At 64.4% G+C, this 21,081-nt stretch carries 20 protein-coding genes; 4 read left to right on the plus strand and 16 right to left on the minus strand.

The window, feature by feature from the left end; genetic code table 11:
- Window positions 1-93: 93 nt before the first annotated feature.
- Window positions 94-2,235 (plus strand): polyribonucleotide nucleotidyltransferase, encoded by a 2,142-nt coding sequence (gene pnp, locus AOG28_RS11220; RefSeq protein WP_054556447.1) that lies wholly within the window; start codon window positions 94-96, stop codon window positions 2,233-2,235.
- A 168-nt stretch (window positions 2,236-2,403) separates the two neighbouring features.
- Here the strand turns inward: pnp and AOG28_RS11225 are convergent, their stop codons facing one another.
- The 10 genes from AOG28_RS11225 to dksA all read right to left on the minus strand — a co-directional run bounded on the left by AOG28_RS11225 (window position 2,404) and on the right by dksA (window position 12,526).
- On the minus strand, window positions 2,404-3,585 hold the full coding sequence (locus AOG28_RS11225; RefSeq protein WP_043333407.1) for an acetyl-CoA C-acetyltransferase: 1,182 nt from the start codon (window positions 3,583-3,585) through the stop codon (window positions 2,404-2,406).
- Window positions 3,586-3,890: 305 nt separating this feature from the next.
- A complete protein-coding gene (gene panD / locus AOG28_RS11230; RefSeq protein WP_043333409.1) occupies window positions 3,891-4,271 on the minus strand; it encodes an aspartate 1-decarboxylase in 381 nt (126 codons plus the stop codon).
- 122 nt (window positions 4,272-4,393) lie between these two features.
- Entirely contained in the window at window positions 4,394-5,248 is an 855-nt protein-coding gene (gene panC, locus AOG28_RS11235) for a pantoate--beta-alanine ligase (protein WP_054556448.1), read from the minus strand.
- A complete protein-coding gene (panB, locus tag AOG28_RS11240) occupies window positions 5,248-6,039 on the minus strand; it encodes a 3-methyl-2-oxobutanoate hydroxymethyltransferase (RefSeq protein WP_054556449.1) in 792 nt (263 codons plus the stop codon). The genes panC and panB overlap by 1 nt, the downstream gene beginning before the upstream one ends.
- Before the next feature lie 169 nt (window positions 6,040-6,208).
- Window positions 6,209-6,706, minus strand: a complete 498-nt coding sequence (gene folK, locus AOG28_RS11245; RefSeq protein WP_054556450.1) for a 2-amino-4-hydroxy-6-hydroxymethyldihydropteridine diphosphokinase — start codon at window positions 6,704-6,706, stop codon at window positions 6,209-6,211.
- Window positions 6,707-6,752: 46 nt separating this feature from the next.
- Window positions 6,753-8,153 carry a polynucleotide adenylyltransferase PcnB gene (gene pcnB, locus AOG28_RS11250; protein ID WP_043333418.1) on the minus strand — a complete coding sequence of 467 codons (1,401 nt, stop codon included), beginning with the start codon at window positions 8,151-8,153 and terminating at the stop codon, window positions 6,753-6,755.
- A gap of 129 nt (window positions 8,154-8,282) precedes the next feature.
- A complete protein-coding gene (locus tag AOG28_RS18235) occupies window positions 8,283-8,789 on the minus strand; it encodes a hypothetical protein (RefSeq protein WP_152965404.1) in 507 nt (168 codons plus the stop codon).
- A 488-nt stretch (window positions 8,790-9,277) separates the two neighbouring features.
- Window positions 9,278-10,876: a sigma-54-dependent transcriptional regulator gene (locus AOG28_RS11255; protein ID WP_054556451.1), complete on the minus strand. Its 1,599-nt coding sequence runs from the start codon at window positions 10,874-10,876 to the stop codon at window positions 9,278-9,280.
- Between the two features lie 142 nt (window positions 10,877-11,018).
- The gene (gene gluQRS, locus AOG28_RS11260; protein ID WP_054556452.1) at window positions 11,019-11,954 is read right to left on the minus strand and encodes a tRNA glutamyl-Q(34) synthetase GluQRS; all 936 of its coding nucleotides are present in this window, start codon (window positions 11,952-11,954) and stop codon (window positions 11,019-11,021) included.
- 134 nt (window positions 11,955-12,088) lie between these two features.
- Window positions 12,089-12,526, minus strand: a complete 438-nt coding sequence (gene dksA, locus AOG28_RS11265; protein ID WP_043333424.1) for an RNA polymerase-binding protein DksA — start codon at window positions 12,524-12,526, stop codon at window positions 12,089-12,091.
- Between the two features lie 275 nt (window positions 12,527-12,801).
- Here dksA and AOG28_RS11270 point away from each other — a divergent pair, with 275 nt between their 5' ends.
- Window positions 12,802-13,986, plus strand: a complete 1,185-nt coding sequence (locus AOG28_RS11270; RefSeq protein WP_054556453.1) for an aminotransferase class I/II-fold pyridoxal phosphate-dependent enzyme — start codon at window positions 12,802-12,804, stop codon at window positions 13,984-13,986.
- Entirely contained in the window at window positions 13,986-14,828 is an 843-nt protein-coding gene (sfsA, locus tag AOG28_RS11275) for a DNA/RNA nuclease SfsA (protein ID WP_054556454.1), read from the plus strand. The genes AOG28_RS11270 and sfsA overlap by 1 nt, the downstream gene beginning before the upstream one ends.
- A 58-nt stretch (window positions 14,829-14,886) precedes the next feature.
- On the opposite strand, the gene AOG28_RS11280 is transcribed toward sfsA, so the two are convergent.
- Window positions 14,887-15,219 carry a Rieske (2Fe-2S) protein gene (locus tag AOG28_RS11280; protein ID WP_160317875.1) on the minus strand — a complete coding sequence of 111 codons (333 nt, stop codon included), beginning with the start codon at window positions 15,217-15,219 and terminating at the stop codon, window positions 14,887-14,889.
- Between the two features lie 185 nt (window positions 15,220-15,404).
- On the opposite strand from AOG28_RS11280, the gene AOG28_RS11285 reads away from it, so the two are divergent.
- Window positions 15,405-16,487 carry a ChaN family lipoprotein gene (locus AOG28_RS11285; protein WP_054556456.1) on the plus strand — a complete coding sequence of 361 codons (1,083 nt, stop codon included), beginning with the start codon at window positions 15,405-15,407 and terminating at the stop codon, window positions 16,485-16,487.
- A 143-nt stretch (window positions 16,488-16,630) separates the two neighbouring features.
- Here the strand turns inward: AOG28_RS11285 and AOG28_RS11290 are convergent, their stop codons facing one another.
- The 5 genes from AOG28_RS11290 to proC form a co-directional block, all read right to left on the minus strand.
- On the minus strand, window positions 16,631-17,146 hold the full coding sequence (locus tag AOG28_RS11290; protein WP_082388712.1) for an acyl-CoA thioesterase: 516 nt from the start codon (window positions 17,144-17,146) through the stop codon (window positions 16,631-16,633).
- Between the two features lie 249 nt (window positions 17,147-17,395).
- Window positions 17,396-18,010, minus strand: coding sequence for a methionine biosynthesis protein MetW (metW, locus tag AOG28_RS11295; protein WP_054556457.1), 615 nt, complete (start codon window positions 18,008-18,010; stop codon window positions 17,396-17,398).
- Entirely contained in the window at window positions 18,003-19,196 is a 1,194-nt protein-coding gene (metX, locus tag AOG28_RS11300) for a homoserine O-succinyltransferase MetX (protein WP_054556487.1), read from the minus strand. Before metX ends, metW begins: the two co-directional genes overlap by 8 nt.
- Window positions 19,197-19,465: 269 nt before the next feature.
- A complete protein-coding gene (locus AOG28_RS11305; RefSeq protein WP_043333437.1) occupies window positions 19,466-20,047 on the minus strand; it encodes a YggT family protein in 582 nt (193 codons plus the stop codon).
- A 149-nt stretch (window positions 20,048-20,196) separates the two neighbouring features.
- Window positions 20,197-21,039, minus strand: coding sequence for a pyrroline-5-carboxylate reductase (proC, locus tag AOG28_RS11310; RefSeq protein ID WP_054556458.1), 843 nt, complete (start codon window positions 21,037-21,039; stop codon window positions 20,197-20,199).
- Window positions 21,040-21,081 lie beyond the last annotated feature (42 nt).

Here is a 21,081-nt window from a genome sequence, read left to right on the forward strand (position 1 = left end):
TGTCGCGTGGGATCAACCCGCTTTTCATTGCCTGTGGCGCGCTTTACCATGAGCGCCTGGCATCGATGACTATCAGATTAAAGGACATGCGCCGTGAACCCGGTAACGCACAGCTTCCAGTACGGTAATGACACCATCACCCTCGAGACCGGCCGCATCGCGCGTCAGGCGACCGGTAGCGTGATGGTGACCATGGGCAATACCTCGGTGTTGTGCACCGTGGTGGCCAAGGCGTCGCCGAAACCCGGCCAGTCCTTCTTCCCGTTGTCGGTCCATTATCAGGAGAAGGCCTACGCGGCGGGGCGTATCCCCGGCGGCTTCCTCAAGCGCGAAGGGCGTCCCACCGAGAAGGAAACCCTGACCTCGCGCTTGATCGACCGTCCGATGCGCCCGCTGTTTCCCGAAGGCTTCATGAATGAGGTGCAGGTGGTCTGCACGGTGATGTCGGCGGAGCGCAATGTCGACCCGGACATCGCGGCACTGCTCGGCACCTCTGCAGCGCTTTGCATCTCTGGTGTGCCCTTCGCTGGCCCCGTGGGCGCGGCGCGCGTCGGCTTCAGCGAGCAGCGCGGCTACTTCCTGAATCCCGGCTACAGCGAACTGGCGCATTCCGAGCTGGACATGGTGGTGGCGGGCACCGAGAAGGCCGTGTTGATGGTCGAGTCCGAAGCCCAAGAGCTGCTGGAAGACGAGATGCTTGGCGCCGTGCTCTATGGCCATCACGAGATGCAGAAGGCCATCACGGGGATCGAGACGTTCGCCGCCAAGGTCAATCGCCCCAAGTGGGCGTGGGTGCCGCAGAAGCTCGACCGCGTGCTGGTCGAGGCGCTGGAGCAGAGCTTCGCCACCCGGATCGGTGATGCCTATCGCCTGAGTGACAAGATGGCGCGTCAGGACAGCCTGTCGGCGCTCAAGGCGCAGGCCATCGACCTGCTGGGCGCCGAGGATGATGCGCGCTTCAGTGTCGAGGCTGTCGCCACGGCCTTCGCGGCGCTCGAGAAGCGTATCGTGCGTCAGCGCGTGATCGCCGGCGAGCCGCGCATCGATGGTCGTGATACCCGCACCGTGCGACCGCTGGACATGGCGGTGGGCGTGTTGCCCAAGGCGCATGGTTCGGCGCTGTTCACCCGCGGCGAGACCCAGGCGATCGCCACTGCCACCCTGGGGACCACGCGCGACTCACAGCTGATCGAAGGGCTGTCCGGCGAGAAGCAGGACCGCTTCATGCTGCACTACAACTTCCCGCCCTACTGCGTCGGCGAGACAGGCTTCATCGGCGCGCCCAAGCGGCGTGAGATCGGCCATGGGCGTCTGGCGCGTCGGGGCATCGAATCCATGCTGCCGTCGCTGCAGGCCTTCCCCTACGCGATCCGTGTCGTCTCCGAGATCACCGAATCCAACGGCTCGAGCTCGATGGCATCCGTGTGTGGCGCCTCGCTTGCGCTGATGGACGCCGGTGTGCCGCTCAAGGCACCGGTCGCGGGTATCGCCATGGGGCTGGTCAAGGACGCCAATGGCGTCGCGATACTGACCGATATCCTCGGCGATGAGGATCACCTCGGCGACATGGACTTCAAGGTCGCGGGTACCGCGGAAGGTGTTACCGCGCTGCAGATGGACATCAAGATCGAGGGGATCGACGAGGAGATTCTTGAGCAGGCACTGGAACAGGCCCTCGAGGCACGCCTGACCATCCTCGCGCAGATGAATGAGGTACTGGCCGCCAGTCGCCAGGAAGTCTCGGACAATGCCCCGGCGATGCTGTCCCTCAAGATCGCCCCCAACAAGGTGCGTGACGTGATCGGCAAGGGCGGCTCCACCATCCGCAAGATCTGTGAAGAGACCGGCGCCAATGTCGATCTCGACGATGATGGCAGCGTGCGCATCTATGCTGAGCACAAGGCGCAGGCTCAGGCGGCTGCCAAGTACGTCGAGGGCATCATTGCCGAGGCCGAGATCGGCAAGCTCTATGCCGGCAAGGTGGCGCGCATCGCCGACTTCGGTGCCTTCATCACCTTCATGCCGGGCACTGATGGTCTGCTGCACATCTCGCAGATCGTCGAGGAGCGGGTCAATGACGTACGTGACTACCTCAACGAAGGCGATGAGGTGGTGGTCAAGGTGCTCGACATCGACAACCGCAATCGCGTCAAGCTGTCGCTGAAAGAGATCAGCGAAGAAGAGAAGGCGGCCTTTGCCGCTGCTCAGGCTGAAGAGGCCACCGCTCAGGACTGACCGATCGTCGCGGATCGCCCCCGCCTCGGTCTTGCCTGCTCTGCATGAGAGGTGAGCCCTCCGGGCAAGAAAAAGCCCCCGCCAGTAACCTGGCGGGGGCTTTTGCGTGTCTCCCTGCTCGAGATTGCGCGAGCGGCGGGAGCTCATGCGGTCGGCAGGTGTGGGTGATCAGCTGCGCTCGATGGCCAGCGCGACACCCTGACCGCCACCGATGCACAGGGTAGCCAGACCCTTCTTGGCATCACGCTCGATCATCTCGTGTACCAGCGAGACCAGCACACGGCAGCCGGAGGCACCGATCGGGTGGCCGAGGGCAATGGCGCCGCCATTGACGTTGACCTTGTCGACATCCCAGCCCAGCTCCTTGTTGACCGACAGGGCCTGGGCGGCGAAGGCTTCGTTGGCTTCGATCAGGTCGAGGTCTTCCAGGCTCCAGCCGGCCTTCTTGAGGCACAGGCGAGTCGCCGGCGCCGGGCCGATGCCCATGATCTTCGGATCAACACCCGCGTTGGAGTAGGCCTTGATAGTCGCTAGCGGCGTCAGGCCCAGCTCGCGGGCCTTGTCGGCGGAGCACAGCATGACCACGGCAGCGCCATCGTTGAGCGCCGAGGCATTGCCGGCGGTGACGGTGCCATCCTTCTTGAAGGCCGGGCGCATGCCGCCGAGCTTCTCGGCCGTGGTGCCGGCGCGCGGGTTCTCGTCGGTATCGAAGACGATCGGGTCGCCCTTGCGCTGCGGGATCTCGACCGGGACGATCTGGCCCTTGAAGCGGCCAGCTTCGATGGCTGCGCAGGCCTTCTGCTGAGAGGCGGCCGCGAAGGCGTCCTGGGCTTCACGGGTGATCTCGTATTTCTCGGCCAGATTCTCGGCGGTGATGCCCATGTGGATGTCATTGAAGGCATCCCACAGCCCGTCGTGGACCATGGAGTCGATCGCCTTCCAGTCGCCCATGCGCTTGCCGTCACGCGAGTTGGGCAGCACGTGCGGAGACAGGGACATGTTTTCCTGACCGCCGGCCAGAATCAGCTCGGCATCGCCGCAACGGATGGCCTGGGTGGCCAGGTGCAGCGCCTTGAGGCCAGACCCGCAGACCTTGTTGATGGTCATGGCGGGCACGCCTTCCGGCAAGCCTGCCTTGATGACCGCCTGACGTGCCGGGTTCTGACCGCATCCTGCTGTCAGTACCTGGCCCAGAAGCACTTCATCGACCTGATCGCCACTGACACCCGTGCTGGCGAGGATATCCTTGATGACATGTGCGCCGAGATCCGCGGCGGAAATGCCAGCCAAGCTGCCACCGAAGGCGCCTACGGCGGTACGACGGGCTGCTACGATCACCACATCCTGCATCTGAACGCTCCTGTTCTCTTGCGAGACTGTCTGAGTCAATTGGCTGCGACTATGGCCATGCCATCAAGCGGGCGAGGCGCAGTCCTGCTGAGGTGAGATTCCAGCATAAGGCAGTTTTGTGCGGTGCGGCAATCGCCAAAGGGCATCTCCAGTGTCAGCCTTTAGCCATACGTATCGCCTCTCCAGACGGCACGACGCCAGCGCTCTGGCAGGCAGGGCTGGCGTCGTGTTGGAGCGCTCGCGGCAGGCTCGAGGCCTGAAAGCATCAGCCCTCAGGGCGTGGAGCGGCAGGCAGCAAGGGGTTCTCAGGCCATCTGGACCGGGATGGCGTTGGCCGTATGGCTGACCTCGTTGCCTTCCATCAGATAGACCATGGAGGGCTTGTGCGCGTCCAGTTCGCTCTCGGCGTAGTGGGCGAAGGCGCAGATGATCACGCGGTCGCCGACATCGGCCTGGTGGGCTGCGGCGCCGTTCACCGAGATGATCTTCGAGCCTTCTTCGCCGCGAATGGCATAGGTGGTGAAGCGCTTGCCGTTGTCCACGTTGTAGATCTGGATCTGTTCGTACTCACGAATGCCTGCCATGTCGAGCAGGTCGCCATCGATGGCGCAGGAGCCCTCGTAGTTGAGGACGGCGTGAGTCACGCGGGCCATGTGCAGCTTGGCCTTGAGCATGATGGCTTGCATCAGGATGTCTCCGGTTGAGCGCCACCGGGCGCAGATCAAGGCCCTGGGACCAGGGCCATGGCGCGTCTGACGTGGCGGACAGTGCCACGCCAGGGTGCAAGGCGGCGCAGTCTAATCAGGCATCAGGCCACCGGCAAGGCGACCTTCAGGTTATCGAGCAGGCGCGTACGGCCCAGGTGTGCGGCGACCAGAATCACCGCCTCGCGCGTGTCATCCTCGACCGGCCCCAGGTCAGCCGCGCGGCGCAGCTCGAGGTAGTCCGGCTTGAAGCCGCTCTCGCTGATGGCGGCCAGTGCCTCGCGCAGCGCCACATCACGCGCCACGCCCTGCTCAAGGCGAGCCTTCAGGGCGTCGAGGCACTGCTTGAGACGCGGCGCGATGACGCGCTCCTGCTCACTCAGGTAGCCGTTGCGTGATGACAGCGCCAGCCCATCCTCGGCACGCACGATGGGCACACCGATGATCTCGATGCCGAAGTGCAGGTCGCGGTTGAGCTTGCGGATCACGGCCAGCTGCTGGAAGTCCTTCTCGCCGAAACAGGCGACTTCAGGGCGCACCAAATTGAACAGGATGCTGACGACGGTGGCGACGCCATCGAAGTGACCCGGACGGTTGCCGCCGCACAGGCCTTCGGAAACGCCCGGCACCTGCACGTTGCACAGTCCGTCGCGGCCCGTGGGGTAGAGTTCCGCCGTCGAGGGGGCGAACAACAGGTCACATCCTTCTGCGGCCAGCGCATTCTGGTCGGCCTCGAGGGTGCGCGGATAGCTGTCGAGGTCTTCGCCGGGGCCGAACTGCAGCGGGTTGACGAAGATGCTCGCGACGACCATGTCGGCATGGCGGCGCGCTTCACGGACCAGCGACAGGTGGCCGGCATGCAGGTTGCCCATGGTCGGCACCAGCGCGATACGCAGGCCATCGCGGCGCGCCTGGGCGAGTTGCTCGCGCAGGGCGTTGATCTGGGAGACGGTTTTCATCAGAAGCCGTGCTCCGGCGCCGGGAAGCTGCGCGTCTTGACCGCCTGGTGGTAGGCGGCGAAGGCCTCCTGCACGCTGCCGGCATCGCTCATGAAATTCTTGACGAAGCGCGGCTTGCGGCCGGGCGTCAGGTCGAGCATGTCGTGCATGACCAGAATCTGGCCATCGACGTCCACGCCGGCACCGATGCCGATCACCGGCACCTCGACGGCATCACGAATGCGCGCGGCCAGCTCGGATGGCACGCATTCGAGCAGGATGATCGCGGCGCCTGCGGCTTCCAGCGTGCGCGCATCGGCGATGATCTGCTCGGCGCGTGCCTCGTCGCGACCCTGCACCTTGTAGCCGCCGAAGGCATGCACGTGCTGTGGCGTCAGGCCCATGTGCACGCAGACCGGCACGCCACGCTGGACGAGCGCGGTGACGGCATCGGCCAGCCAGGCTTCGCCTTCGACCTTGACCATCTCGGCACCGGCACGCATCAGGCGCGCCGCATGATCGAGCAGGATGTCGGTGCTGGCATTGCTCATGAAGGGCAGGTCGGCCATCAGCAGGCTGCCTTGCTTGCCACGTGCCACGGCGGCGGTGTGGTAGCAGATGTCATCGATGGTGACGGGCAGGGTGCTGGTATGGCCCTGCAGGACCATGCCGAGAGAGTCGCCGACCAGCAGCACTTCAATGCCGGCATCGCTGGCAAGATGAGCAAAGGTGGCATCGTAGGCGGTGAGGCAACTGAACGTCTCACCATCGGCCTTGAGGCGGCGCAGGGTGCTCAGGGTGACGTTTTTCATCGGGACGCTTACTCGTTGCGGCGCGTATGACGCGGCTGCCCGTGGCGTCGAGCAGCCGCGATCGCGAGAAGGCCGCCGAGGGCGGACTGCGGGCGACACGGGCCGGTGTTACCAGAAAGTGTTACCGCACAGGCCAAAGTGGGCACGACGGTAACAAGATGGCGAAACTCTACTCCTGAGGTCCGAGGGGGAGCAAGTCATCGCCCTCAACTCGAGACGCCAGTATTTCGAGATTCTCCTCGCCCAGCACGCTGAGGCGCTGCGGGCCCAGCAGGTCAGCCAACGGACGCATCACGAAACCTCGTTTGAGCATTTCGCGATGGGGCACGACGAGACGCGGCGTCGAGATCCTGCTGTCATTGAAGAGCAGCAGGTCCAGATCCAGCGTGCGGGGGCCCCAGTGACGCAGCCGCACGCGGCGATGCTGCTGTTCCAGTGCTTGCAGTTGATCGAGCAGGGCGAGGGGAGACAGGCGGGTCGATAGCTCGGCGACGGCATTGACGAAGTCGGGCTGGTCCTGCGGGCCGACCGGCTTGCTGGCATACAGGCGAGAATGTCGCGTGCAGCGGGTCAGCGGCAGCCGGTCGAGAGCCTCAAGCGCGCGCTCCAGTTGAGCGCGCGGATCGTCAAGATTGGCACCGAGGCCAATCAAGGCTGTCGAAATCATGCGGAGTTCCTGCGTGGAGACGGCAGTGGCTCAGACGAGCCACTGCTCAGCCCTGGCCGCGACCATTGCGCCGACGCTTGCCGCGACGCTTGGTGCCGACCGGCTTGCTGCCGGCGGGGCCTTCATCGGAGACACCTTCGATCATCGTGACCTGGGTGCGAGCATCGACTTCCTGGAAGTCGGTCCACCACTTGCCCAGCCCCGGCTTCACTTCGCCGGCGAATTCGCGCAGCAGCAGGAAGTCGTAGGCGGCGCGGAAGCGCGGATGCTCGCGGGTCTGGAAGGCGCGCTTGCCACGACGGCGCGGCAACTTGGCCTGCATGTCCCAGATCTCGCGCATCGGAATGCTGAAGCGCTTCGGGATCGAGGTGTGGTTGAGCTGGCGAGCGATCGCCTGCTGGGCCGCCTGGTGGGCTGCCGGAATATCGGGCATGCCACTGGCGATCAGCTGGTCGGTACGCGCCTTGACGCCCGGCCACAGCAGGGCGGCATACAGGAAGGCCGGCGTGACCGGCTTGTCTTCGCGGATGCGGTCGTCCGTGCTGGCCAGCGCCTTCTCGATCAGCGGCATGGACCAGTGATAATGCGCGAAGCTCTCTTCCGTCTCGGGGAACAGCATCTGGAACAGACCAAACTCACGCAGGAGATGGAAGGTTTCCAGTGCATAGCCGGACATGAACAGCTTGAGCACTTCCTCGAACATGCGCGCCGGCGGAATCTGCAGCAGCAGCGGGGCCAGTTCGTACATCGGTTCGGCCGTGGCCTCCTCGATGTCGAAGTCCAGCTTGCCGGCGAAGCGGACGGCACGCAGCATGCGCACCGGGTCTTCGCGATAGCGTGTTTCCGGGTCACCGATCAGGCGAATCATGCGCGCTTCGATATCGCGTACACCATTGGCCCAGTCATGGATCGTGAAGTCGGACACGTCGTAATAGAGGGCATTGATCGTGAAGTCGCGGCGCAGCGCGTCCTCCTCGATGGAGCCGAAGACGTTGTCACGCAGCAGCATGCCGTCTTCCGACTGCTGGGTATGCTGGCTGGGCGTGCTATCGGCCGGCTTGCCGCGGAAGGTGGTGACCTCGATCACCTCACGACCGAAGCGCACGTGCACGATACGGAAACGACGGCCAATGATGCGGGCATTGCGGAACAGCTCGCGGACCTGTTCCGGCGTGGCGTTGGTGGCCACGTCGAAGTCCTTGGGGCGTTGTCCGAGCAGGGCATCACGGATACAGCCACCGACCAGATAGGCCTGATATCCACCGCTTTGCAGGCGATAGAGTACCTTCAGCGCATTCTCGCTGAGCTGGCGGCGGGACACGGGATGCTCATCCCGCGGTATCACACGCAGGCTGGGCAATGGGGCCGCGGGCGCGTCAGTTGCATTGAAAAGCGTCTTCAAGCGGTCACCGGGGCGTTGTAGAAAGCGGGTAAATCCTTTGAGCATGCAGCGATTCGACTCGTGCGTGGCAGGCCGCCCAGTGTAGCCGAGGGCAGATACCTTGGCAAAGCGCCGGTCTGCCATCCAGGGGCCGACTCTGCACTTCAAGGCGTCTGACGAGGCGAAATTCACCTCTCAGACAAGGAAAAAGGGAGACCGATCACTCGGTCTCCCTTGCAGGTAGGGTACACGCATCCTTGAGCGGATGTTCTTTTTCGTGATGGCGCATCGCCCTGAATACGCACCACAGTCACAAATCAATGCAGACAGATCCTTCGTGTTGCAGATCATGTTGTTGTTGTCTGGCTGTCTGTTCGGTGACCATCTCGTATTCAAAACAATCTTCCATTCACCGACGGCTGAGTAGCCTCCCCCCGCGAGTTGTTGTTGTTTCGGGGGTGATCCGGGGTCGAGCCTGTTGTTCTTGTTGGTGCTCGAGGCCGGATTCGTCGCGTCCTGGTCAGTAGATTCCGGACTGCCGATATCTTGTTGTTGTTGGATCGGCGGATGATGAACTGCGGCCGTTTGTTCTTGTTTTGGCTCTTGCCTGTCACCACTCATGTAGTGAGGCATGCGGTTCATCATCAATGTCACGCGCTCGACGGGTATTGTTCTTGTTGGTGTCGAGGGTTTTCGAAGCATTGCGCGTTCTTGTTGTTGTTGGGCGCGCTTCGTATTTCCGGTTGTTCTTTTTCTTGACCGTGTTATTGCATCGGATGTGCCACAGCTTAAAAAAAACCAGCAATTCAGTCATTTAGACATAGGTCGCTGAGACGTGAGGTGTAGAGAGGTGCGAGGTGTTACCTGACGTGCCCATTGGTGCGCTGGATGGGGTCATGATTTGGGGTCGATGGTAACAATTGGTGCGAAGGTCTAACGAAGTGCCTTGCAAGCTAATGATTGAGCTGGGTTTTTTGCGAGTCTTTCGACACTAAAGTCTAGCGATGCCCTCGATGATGCGGGGATCTGTGGCAGGCAAGGTGGCGCCGCAGGCGGGTTGCTCGCTCGGGAGGGCACCTGCATGGTGCAGTGACTTGAGCGCAGTGACTTGAGCGCAGTGACTTCAGCGCAGTGACTTCTGTGCGCCAGTGTCAGTGCTCCGGCGTCGCTCCAGCTTCATTGCGCCGACGTCAGTTTGCGGGAGAGCTGCGGCGGCCCTTGCGACGTGGAATGCCCAGGCGCTGACGTCGCTCCCAGAGGTTCTTGCGGCTGATGCCGAGGCGGCGTGCGAGCTCGGTCTCGCTCATGTGGTCCTGATGCTCGAGTACGAAGTGCTGGAAGTAGTCCTCCAGCGAGAGGTCTTCCTCTTCACCGGCATCGCCGACCACCGAGAGGCCGCTGCGTGGGGTGTCCGCAGGCGGTGGCTGGCCCTTGTCCTGTTGGCTGGTCGCGGGCTGACCTGTGGCAGGCGCTGAGGCCGTCTCGGGACTTGCGTCCCTGGCGGCGCTTTTCACTGTGCCTTTCATCGCTCCTTTCGCCGCCCCTTTGCCCGCTGTCTTCGGCGTCTGAGCAGTGGAGGGTGCCGCCGGGTCGGCCGTTGCGGCGGGCGTTGCCTGAAGCGGCTGCCCTGAGGGCGTGCGCAGGCCGAGGTCTTCCGGGGCGATGATGCGGCGCTCCGCCAGGATGACGCCACGCTCGAGGGCGTTTTCCAGCTCACGGACATTGCCGGGCCAGGCGTAGTGATGGATTTCCTGACGCGCCCGCTGAGAGAGTCGCATGCCGTCTCGACCATGCTTGCGGGCGATGCCGGCCAGCAGGTACTCGGCCAGTTCCAGCACGTCATCGCCACGCTCACGCAGGGGCGGCAGGTCGATCTCCATCACATTCAAGCGGTAGTAGAGATCAAGGCGGAACTCGCCGCTGGCCGAGAGCTGATGCAGGTTGCGGTGGGTCGCGGCGATGAGGCGGATGTCGACGTAGCGGGTCTCGATCGCCCCTACGCGGCGAATCTCGCCCTCCTGCAGCACTCGCAGCAGGCGCGCCTGAGCATCCAGCGGCAGTTCGCCGATCTCATCCAGGAACAGCGTGCCGCCGTCGGCGGCTTCGATCAGACCGGTGCGTGAGCTGGTGGCACCGGTGAAGGCGCCTTTTTCATGGCCGAACAGCTCGGACTCGATCAATGTCTCGGGAATGGCGGCGCAGTTGACGCAGATCAGCGGCGCCTGATGGCGTTCGCTCTGGCGGTGAATGGCGCGCGCGACCAGCTCCTTGCCGGTGCCGGACTCACCGAGCACCAGCACGGTGACATCGGCAGGCGCAACCTTGCGGATGCGGGTATAGACCTGTTGCATGGCGCGACAGTGGCCAATCATCTCCACCGGCTTGTTGGCCGTGCCAGCATGCGCCTGGGGCGGAGGGGGCGCGGCGCTCGGCGCCCCCTGGCGTGGCAGCGACAGCGCATCGCGCACGCTGCGCGCGAAGGCCTGCTGATCGAACGGCTTGGGCAGATAGTCGGCTGCCCCCGCCTTCAGGCAGCCGATGGCGGCGTGCAGGCTGGGGTTGTCGGCCAGCAGCAGCACCGGAGTTGGCCGGCTGGCGCTCAGGATCGGGTCGGCATGCTCTCCGGCCAGTTCGCTGTCACAGATCACCAGCGCGAAGTCGGCGGGGTGCTGCAGACGGGCATCCTCCAGGCCGCTGGCCTGCACCACGTCGTGACCCTCGCGCTCCAGCAGATGCTGCAGCGTGTTGCGCGAAGCACCTTCCTTTTCGACGATCAGAATCCGGGCCATGGGGTGATGTCGCTCGCCTGAGGGTGTGCATGAGGGAATGACTGTCGTTCGAGTCTGTCCTGTTCCCACAGGGGAGGCAATCCGACAATCGTGGCTGTTGTCAGGCGTCCCGAGTGCATGGCGTGTCTGGTCTCAGCTTCCCTCAACTGCCCTCAGCGGTCCTTGCCATTGGAGCAGTGGCCGCACTGAGTGACGGCGCGGTGCCGACCGCCGCGAGTGACCAGCGAGGAGTGGCGTGGGCGAGTTGCTCAGCGGGGCTGGCGGTCGCCAGTTCGGGCGGCGGCGCCTGACCGAGCAGCGTCAGGGTATGGTGCAGCAGTGTTCGAATCGCGCTAGTGTCTTCCGGCAGGGCCGGCGCCAGATTCTGCTTGGAGAGCTTCTGGCCATTGGCGGCCGTGATCAGCGGCAGGTGCGTCAAGCGGGGCATCGGCAGGTCGAGCGCGGCCTGCAGCAAACGTTGCCAGGGGCTGTTGTCGAGCAGATCGAGCCCGCGCACGACATCGGTGATGCCCTGCTCGGCATCATCCACCACCACGGCCAGCTGATAGGCCCACAGGCCATCGCGTCGCTTGAGCACCACATCGCCGAGCGTGGCGAGATCCAGCTGGACCGCGCCTTGCAGGCGGTCCTGCCAGCCAGCGATGGCCCAGGCGCCGCCGAAGCGCTCTACCGCACGCACATCCAGCCGCCAGGCATGCTCGCCCTCGGGCGGTTCGGCTCGCTCACGGCACCAGCCGGGGTAGATGGCGTGCTCGCGCCACTGCTTGCGCGAGCAGTCACACGGGTAGGCGATACCACTGGCCTTCAGTTGCTCCAGCGCCTCGGCGTAGGCGGCGTGACGCTGGCTCTGATAGCGGAGCTCGCCATCGCGCTGCAGGCCGAAGGCATCCAGCTGGCGCAGGATGGTATCGGCGCTCCCGGTGGGGCAGCGTGGTGGGTCGATATCCTCGATACGCACCAGCCACTCGCCGCCGTGATGGCGGGCATCGAGATAGCTGGCGACAGCGGCCAGCAGCGAGCCCGCATGCAGCGGACCGGAAGGGGTAGGGGCAAAGCGGCCACGGTAGGCGGTAGGCATGTGGGCTCCGTCATCCTTCGTGGTGGGGAATTCGCAGGCAGCAGGGCCTGAACGCATACGGGCACCGCTCCGAGGAGGGTGCCCGTATGGGGGATGAGGGCGACGGCCTGACGTCGCTTCATCGACAGCAGGGCTTAGCGGCCCAGCTGCTTTTCCTTCAACTCGGCCAGCGTCTTGCAGTCGACACACTGGGTAGCGGTCGGACGTGCTTCCAGACGGCGAATGCCGATCTCGACGCCGCAGGCTTCGCAGAAGCCGTAGTCGTCTTCATCGATGTTCTCGATGGTCTCGTTGATCTTCTTCAGCAGCTTGCGCTCGCGATCACGTGTTCTCAGTTCGAGGCTGAAGCCTTCTTCCTGAGTGGCACGGTCTGCAGGGTCCGCGTAGTTGTTGGCATCTTCCTGCAAGTGACGCACGGTGCGATCGACCTCTTCCATCAGCTCCTGTTTCCAGTCCAGCAGGATCTGACGGAAGTGCGCTAGCTGCTTCTCGTTCATGTACTCTTCACCCGCTGCCGGCTCATACGGGGTGAATTTCTTAAGCGCTTCCGGCTTGGTTTCAGCTAAGGGCATGGGACCGCCTCATTCCGCAAGGTGACTTGGGCCGTCGACAGTCTGTTGCACTGCCTCCTTGGCCACGGCGAGGGGGCTGTCCTGACTGCTGCCCTCGCGAGAAGATCAGCTTATTTAGCGTAAAAATGACAAGTTTGCAACCGATCTCCGACGATAGTTTGTAGCGAGCAGTGGTCCCGCATGTACCGGAAAACACCGATTTTCCTGCACGAAGGGGCTGGGAATGGGCCTTGGCAGGCGCCTAGAATGAAGCTCCCATCCTGAGGAGTGTTGTCATGCCGTTTGCCCGCCGTCTTGAATCCGTCGCTGCCTTTCGCGTGATGACGCTGCTGGAAGCCGCCCAGGCGCGCGAGGCCGCGGGCCATGACGTCATTCATCTGGAAGTGGGCGAGCCCGACTTCCCGACCCCCGCGCCGGTGATCGCCGCCGGGCAGGCGGCGCTGGCGGCCGGTCAGACGCGCTACACCCCTGCCTGCGGCCTGCCGGCCCTGCGCGAGGCCATCGCGGCAGACTATCAGCGCCGCCACGGCGTCACGGTGTCTCCCTCCCGTATCATCATCACGCCCGGCGCCTCCGGTGCCTTGCTGCTGGCCACATTGCTGTGCGCCGAACGTGGCGACAGCGTGTTGATGGCCGACCCGACCTACCCCTGCAATCGCCACTTCATGGGCCTGGTGGATGCCCAGCTGGATGTGGTGCCCGTCAATGCCGAGAGTGGCTGGCAGCTGACCGCCGAACTTGCCGATGATTTCTGGCGCGAGAACACGCGGGCCGTGATGGTGGCATCGCCCTCCAACCCCACCGGACACGTGCTGTCGCCCGAGGAATTGAAGGCGCTGGGCGAGCTGTGCCAGACGCGTGATGCGCACCTGCTGGTGGATGAGATCTATCAGGGGCTGACCTATGGCGTGCCTGCGCATACCGCACTGGCGGAGTGCCCCGATGCCTTCGTCATCAACAGCTTCTCGAAATACTTCGGCATGACGGGCTGGCGGCTGGGTTGGCTGGTGGCGCCGGAAGCCGCGGTCGAGCCATTGTCACGCCTGGCGCAGAATGTCTTCCTGGCTGCCTCGACGCCTGCCCAGCATGCGGCGCTGGCGGCCTTCACGCCGGAATGCGAAGCAGAGCTCGAGCGGCGTCGGCAGGTGCTCGAAGCCCGCCGTGGCGTGCTGCTGGCCGGGCTCGAACGCCTGGGGCTGGCGCCGTCGGTGCCGCCGCAGGGCGCCTTCTACGTCTGGCTGGATATCTCGCATCTGAGTGATGACAGCGAGGCCTTCTGCCGCGCACTGCTGGAAGAAGAGAATGTCGCCATCACGCCGGGCACGGACTTCGCGTTGGCCGAAGGGCGTCGCCATGTGCGTATCGCCTTCACCGCTGATGAGGCGCGTCTGCGCGAGGCCCTGGCCCGCATGGAGCGCTTCCTTGAGCGGCGTGCCACTCAGGCGGGAGTGTCGGCTTGATGGTGCTTGAGGGGCTGTATCGTGGTCGTCTGATCCGTCGTTACAAGCGCTTCTTCGCCGAGGTGGAGCTGCTCGAGGGTGAGCGGGCCGGTGAAGTGGTGACGGCGCATTGCCCGAATACCGGCTCGATGCGCGCGGTGTGCGTCGAAGGTTGTGAGGTATGGCTGTCGCCGTCCGACAACCCCAAGCGCAAGCTCGCCTGGACCTGGGAGCTGATTCGCCTGCCCCTGGACCCACCCGGCGCTGACGGCCGGCGTGAGGCCTTGGTGGCGGTGCATACCGGGCGTGCCAATGCCCATGTCGAGGCGGCGCTGCAGCAGGCCAGCGTCAGCGTGCTGCACGATATGGAGCTTGCCGACTTTGCGCGCCTCAAGCGCGAGTCGCGTGTCGAGGTCCTGCTGCCGGGCAATGACACACCGGAGCGCTCACGGCTCGATTTCCAGATGTGGCCGAAGAAGGAGGGCGCGGCCTCGATCTATCTGGAGGTCAAGCAATTGACGCTGCGTGAAGCCGACGGTCACGGCTATTTCCCGGACTCGGTGAGTGCGCGTGCACAGCGTCATCTGGCCAGCCTCGCGGCGCTGGTCGCAGCAGGGCACCGCTGCGTGCTGGTGTTCTGCGTCGCCCATGACGGGATCGAGGATGTCGCACCGGCGGCGCATCTTGACCCGGCCTACGCGCAGGCCTTTGTCCGGGCGCAGGCCGCCGGTGTCGAGGTAGTGGCGCTGGGCATGCAGATCATGCTCGGGGAGTACCTTTCAGATACGGGTCAGCCGCTGTGGCGAGCAAGACTGGGCCTGACGCGCGAGCTGCCACTGCATGACGCGCGCTTTGCTGGCTGATCAGGTCGCGGGCGCTCAGCCTGTCAGTCAGCGCTCGCCTCTCTCTATAATCTCTCTATCATTTCTCCCTCATTTCTCCACCGCTGCCTGCGGCCACCCATAGCAGCAGCTGTGCTGGTGAGGCGTCGTTGTGCACCAGCTCAACGTCCGACGCGGTCAAGCGTTGGCCGACGCAGGGTCCGCTGATGCAGGTGCCGTGATGCGGTTCGAAACAGGCCTGATGGCGGTGGCAGAGGATCAGGCCGCCGGTCGCGTCCATGTAGGGATCGCCAGTCTCGTCTTCGGTCAGCATTCGGCTGCCCTGGTGCGGGCAGCGGTCGAGGAAGGCGCGCGGGCCGTCGGATTGCATCACCAGCAAGGCCGGACGGCCATCATCGAGTGTCAGTGCCATGCTGCGGCCGATGGGCAGTGATGGCAGCGGCAGTCTCAAGCACAGCCTGGATGAGGGCCCTTGGGGGAGTGTTGGTGGCCTTTCGGACATGAGGGGGCTCGCATCGGGTATCATGGCAGCGTTGGCACGCTCTCTTGTGGTCTTTTACCGTGTCTTGCCGCTTCCTTCCATGCCGGGTCATCTTCATGTCGCTATTTCGCCGCTCGATCACTTCCAGCTTCCGCTCCAGCAACGAATCCGAGACGCCTGAGCGCACGGCCGGAGTGAGCCGTCGCCAGTTGCTGGCCGGCATGGTCGCCTCGGCGGGCGGGCTTTCCGTGCTGGGCACGGCACTGACCAGCCCGCTCGCACAGGCCGCTCAGCCGGCCAACGGGCCGTTGCCACCGCTGCCGGCCTGGCATGACCCCAAGGCGTCCCACCCGTTGCTGGGCAGCATTCTGGTCGCGGAGGGCAATCGTCGTCTGTCCCCAGCGGCGCTGGTCGATTGGAGTCAGGCGCACTCGATGGTGCTGCTGGGCGAGCATCACGACAATCCGGACCATCACCAGCTGGAGCGCTGGTTGATCGATGCGCTGGTCGCGCGGCGTCAGTTGGGGGGTGTGGCGCTGGAGATGCTGGACACCACCCAGGATGCCGCCTTGTCGCTGGCCAATCGTACGTCGCTTGCGGTTGCGGGATTGCCGGATGACGAGCTTCAGCAGCTGCTGGCCTGGAATGCGCGCTGGCCCTTCACCGACTACGCCCCTCTGCTGCGCGGAGCGCTGGACAGTGGGGCACCGCTGGCCTCTGCCAGCCTGTCGGCGGCACAGCTGGAGGCCAGCATGGCACCGGGGCAGTCGCCGCTGGCACTGCCGGAAGCGGTGCTGCGTCTGCAGCGTGAGGCACTGGATGAAGGCCATTGCGGTCTGCTGGGTGCAGAGCGCCTGGATGCGATGCTGCGTGCGCAGCTGGCGCGGGATAAGCAGATGGCAGAACGCCTGGAGGGCCTGGCGGCCGACGGTGCCACCAGCCTGCTGGTGTGTGGCTCCGGTCATGCCCGTCGCGATATCGGCGTGCCGCGCTGGCTGGACGGCAGCACGCTGTCCGTGGCGCTGATGCCGGTGGCCTGGGATGACGCGGGCCAACCGCTGACATATCTCACCGACTATCTGCCGGAGAGCGCCGGTGCGGCGCCGGCCTATGATCTGGTGTGGTTCACGCCGGCGACGGCGCCAGTCGCGGATGCCTGTGAAGGCTTGCGTGAGACGATGCAGACGACCGTCAGCTAGCGGTCAGTCAGGCCCTGCTTAGTCAGCCCTCGGACATCAGCAACACAACTGCGGCCTGAATTGCCGGCATGAAAAAAGGCACCTCTCGGAGGTGCCTTTTTCGTTGGTGCGACCTGCGTGGCGCGACCTGAACAGCGACGCGATCAGGCGTTCTTGAGATCCGAGGCGCTATCGGCACGACGACGCGGTGCCTTCTGCGGCGTTTCGTCGTTGTGACTGTCGTTGTGACTGTCGTTGTGGCCGTCGTTATGGCTATCGTTGCTGCCAGCCTGCTCACGGAAGCGGTCTTCGATATAGGTGATGCGCGTGCGGCCGTGGGGCACCGGCTTGAAGTCGGCATCGACGCTGACCAGCACGATGCGGTCGATGGTCAGGATGCGCTCGCGGGTGATCTTGTTGCGGATCTCGACGCACAGCGAGATCGAGGTGCGACCGAAGGCGCTGGCGGTGATGCCCAGTTCGATGATGTCGCCCTGACGCGCGCTGGAGACGAAGTTGATCTCCGACATGAACTTGGTGACCACGCGCGAGGTACCCAGCTGGACGATGGCGTAGATGGCCGCTTCTTCGTCGATCCAGGCCAGCAGGCGTCCACCGAACAGGGTGCCGTTGGGGTTGAGATCTTCAGGCTTGACCCATTTGCGGGTATGGAAGTTCATGCACTCTCTCCTCGGGATGCCGGCGCACCTCACCGGAAGTGCGTGCCGTGATCCTCAGCTGCGTTTACCCCGAAAGTATATAGACTTTAGTTGCGACTGTCTGTGCATGGCCCGGATAGCGCAGCGCTATCGCGGTGCGGAAGAATTGCTGGCGTCATAACGCGAAACGGCCGACAGGCGTGTCCTGTCGGCCGTTTCTTTGAGGCGCCTGGCGCTTGGTCTGTGGCGACTGCTGTAGGGCGCCTGAACTCAGCGCTGGTCGGGCGGGCAGTTGTCGCGGCAGACGCGGAAGATAGCCACTTCCCCGAACAGGTTCGGCCACCAGGTCGCCGCCGGGTGTGGCTCGTGATCGCCATTGCCGACCGCGCGGTCGATGATCTTGAGGCCTTGGGCGCGACACAGGCGCTCGAAGTCCGCGAAGGTCGACAGGTGGATGTTCGGCGTGTCGTACCAGGCGTGAGGCAACGACTTGGAGACCGGCATGCGGCCCTTCATGCCCAGGTGCAGGCGGTGACGCCAGTAGGCGAAGTTGGGGAAGGTGATGATGGCCTCACGCGAGACACGCATCATCTCTTCCAGCGCACGGTCCGGGCGACGCAGTACCTGCAATGCCTGGGACATCACCACGCGATCGAAGGTGTCGTCGGCGAAGTTGGCCAGGCCATCATCGACATTCTGCTCGATGACGCTCACGCCACGGGCGACACAGGCACTGATGTTGTCGGGGTCGATCTCCAGGCCATAGCCGAAGACCTGCTTGGTCTCCTTGAGGGAGGCCAGCAGGGTGCCGTCACCGCAGGCGAGGTCCAGCACGCGCGCGCCTTCGGGAATCCAGTCATGAATCTGGGCGAGGTCGTTACGCATGGCTGGTCTCCTTGGTGCTCGGCTTTTGCGTGGCTGGCGCGCCACAGGCGTGGTCGTAAGCGCGAGTCAGGAAGTTGCCCAGCACCGTCTCGTAGCGTTCGCCCGGCAGCAGGAAGGCATCATGGCCGTGCGGCGAGTCGATGTTGGCGTAGCTGACCGACTTGCCGGCATGGATCATGGCATTGACCAGCTCGCGAGAGCGTGACGGCGCGAAGCGCCAGTCGGTGGTGAAGCTGACTACCAGTACCGGGCAGCTGATCGGCGCCATGGCCGCAGACAGGTCATCGCCTGCCGTGGCGGCAGGATCGAAGTAGTCGAGCGCCTTGGTCATCAGCAGGTAGGTATTGGCATCGAAGGCGGTGGAGAAGGTATCGCCCTGGTGGCGCAGATAGCTCTCGACCTGGAAGTCGACGTCGTAACCGAAGTTGAGGCGGTCCTGACGCAGGTCGCGCCCGAACTTGGTGCCCATCGAATGCTCGGAAAGATAGGTGATGTGACCGACCATGCGCGCCAGCTTGAGGCCGCGCCTGGGCACGGCATCGACACGCGAGTACCAGCCGTCATGGAATTCCGGGTCAGAGCGAATCGCCTGACGCGCGACTTCATTGAAGGCGATGTTCTGCGCCGAGAGTTTCGGCGTGCAGGCGATGATGGCGACATGACCGACGCGATCAGGGTGGTCCATCACCCACTGCAGCGCCTGCATGCCACCCAGCGAGCCGCCGACCACCGCCGCGAAGCGGGTGATGCCGAGAGACTCTGCAAGGCGCTTCTGGCTCTCGACCCAGTCCGGCACGGTCACCAATGGGAAGTCAGGCCCCCATTGCTCGCCCGTCTCCGGGTTGATCGAGGTCGGGCCGGTACTGCCGTGGCAGCCGCCGATGTTGTTCAGCGCGATGACGAAGAAGCGCGAGGTATCAATGGGCTTGCCGGGGCCGATGTAGTCGTCCCACCAGCCAGGCTTGCGGTCGCTCATGGCGTGATAGCCAGCCGCATGATGGTGGCCGGTGAGGGCATGACAGATCAGGATGGCGTTGCTGGCGTCAGCGTTCAGTTCGCCGTAGGTCTCGTAGACCAGCGAGTACTGCTCGAGGCGTCTGCCGCAGGCCAGCTCCAGCGGGGTATTGAAGTGGGCAGTCTGAGGCGTGACGAGACCGACCGAATCCGGGGGCAGGGAATCAGGCATCGTGGTGAAGGTTTCCAGCATCATGTCCAGCAGAGTGTTCGGGGCAAGGCCCGTGTCCGGGGCGCGAAGCCGCGGTGATGCGCCTTGTGGGCGTCTCGTGCACCGTGGTTCTGGCTTCGGCCGAGGGCTCACTCTAGCACAGCGTGCGCACGCGTGATCCAGTGAGACTTGATGCAAGAGCGCCCGCCACGGGAGTCCGTGGCGGGCGCTGATCTCGTCGGCCTGTGCGCTGGGCGCGTGCGAGCCAACCTTGCTGGCGGAGCGCCGGCTTAACTGAAGGCGCTGCGCAGCATGCCCAGTGACGGCAGGGTCTGGTTGATCAGGCTGCCGACCAGATTGAGCGCGATGAACACGAAGATCGGGGACAGGTCGAGCATGCCGATCGACGGAATCACCTTGCGCACCGGCTTCATGATCGGATCGACCAGCTGGTGGACCAGGATGGCGCCCGGGTGGTTGGCCTGCGGTGCGACCCACGACAGGATGATCATCGCGATCAGGGCGAAGAAGTAGATGTTGATGATGCTGTCGAGAATGGTGCCCAGTGCCGTCAGCGCGATGAAGCCGACCGGTAGCATGCCGCCACCGAACAGGGCGCCGATCGCGACCAGTACCAGACTGACGACGATGAAGGCCGCGGCCAGGGTGGCGATGTCGAAGCGACCCAGCGGGCGCAGGATGCCCTGCAACGGGGCCACCAGCGGGTTGGTCGCCTTGACCACTGACTGGGTGACCGGGTTGTAGAAGTCCGCGCGGGACAGCTGCAGCAGGAAGCGCAGCATCAGGATGTAGACAAACAGTTGCAGCAGGATGGTGACCAGCTGAAGTCCGATATTACCCATAGCACCCATGGGGCTTTCCTTAAGACGGTGAGAAGTGGGCGCGCGATAGTGCACGCGTCATGCCGCTAGCATGCCAACAACAGATGAACAGCGCATGATGGCCTGTTGTGACCCGGGCTGCCAGCGGCCTGCAGGAGTTGTCAGTGGGGCAGAGGCTGTCAGCGATCCAGCTCGCGGGCAAGCTCGGCGGCGCGCACGCTGGAGGCCTTGGCGGCGCGCTCGACGATCTCGCGCAGGCCATCCTCCTCGAAGCTGTTGATGGCGCGCTCCGTGGTGCCGTTCGGCGAGCACACGCGGCGGCGCAGCTCGGCAGGCTCATGCTCGCTGGAGAAGGCCATCTCGGCGGCACCGCGGGCGGTCTGGATTGCCAGGCGGCGCGCGGTCTCGGCGTTCAGTCCCAGCTCGATGCCTGCCGCTTCGAGTGACTCGATGAACAGGAAGAAGTAGGCCGGGCCGGAACCGGAAATGCCGGTGACGGCTTCCAGCAGGCCTTCTTCCTCGACCCACTCGACGATACCGACCGCAGTCAGCATCTCATCCATCAAGCCGCGTTGCTCCTTCGTCACCTGGGCGGTGGCATAGAGACCGCTGGCACCGACACCGACCAGTGACGGCGTGTTGGGCATGCAGCGGATGATGGCGAGGTCGCCGCCCAGCCAGCGCTCGAGGCTGTCGCAGGTGATGCCGGCCGCGACCGAGACGATCAACGGCTTGCGGTTCTGCACCGCAGGGGTCAGCGCCTGGCAGACGTCATGCATCATCTGCGGCTTGACGCCCAGCACCACCACATCGGCTTGCGAGACGGCGTAGGCGTTGTCCTGGGTCGTGCTCACGCCGTAGCGCTGCTCGAGGGCATCGAGTGTCTCGCGCGAGCGAGCCGTGGCGATGATGCGGTCCGCGGGATAGCCGGCATCGACCATGCCGCCGAAGATGGCACTGGCCATGTTGCCGGCGCCGATGAAGGCGATGGTGCGCGGTGTAGCGGTGCTCTGGTGCGTCATGCGGTGCTCCTGATCATTCAGTGGGAGGGCTGGCGGCAAGCT

It is taken from the genome of Cobetia sp. UCD-24C (assembly GCF_001306765.1).
Classification (GTDB): Bacteria; Pseudomonadota; Gammaproteobacteria; order Pseudomonadales; family Halomonadaceae; genus Cobetia; species Cobetia amphilecti.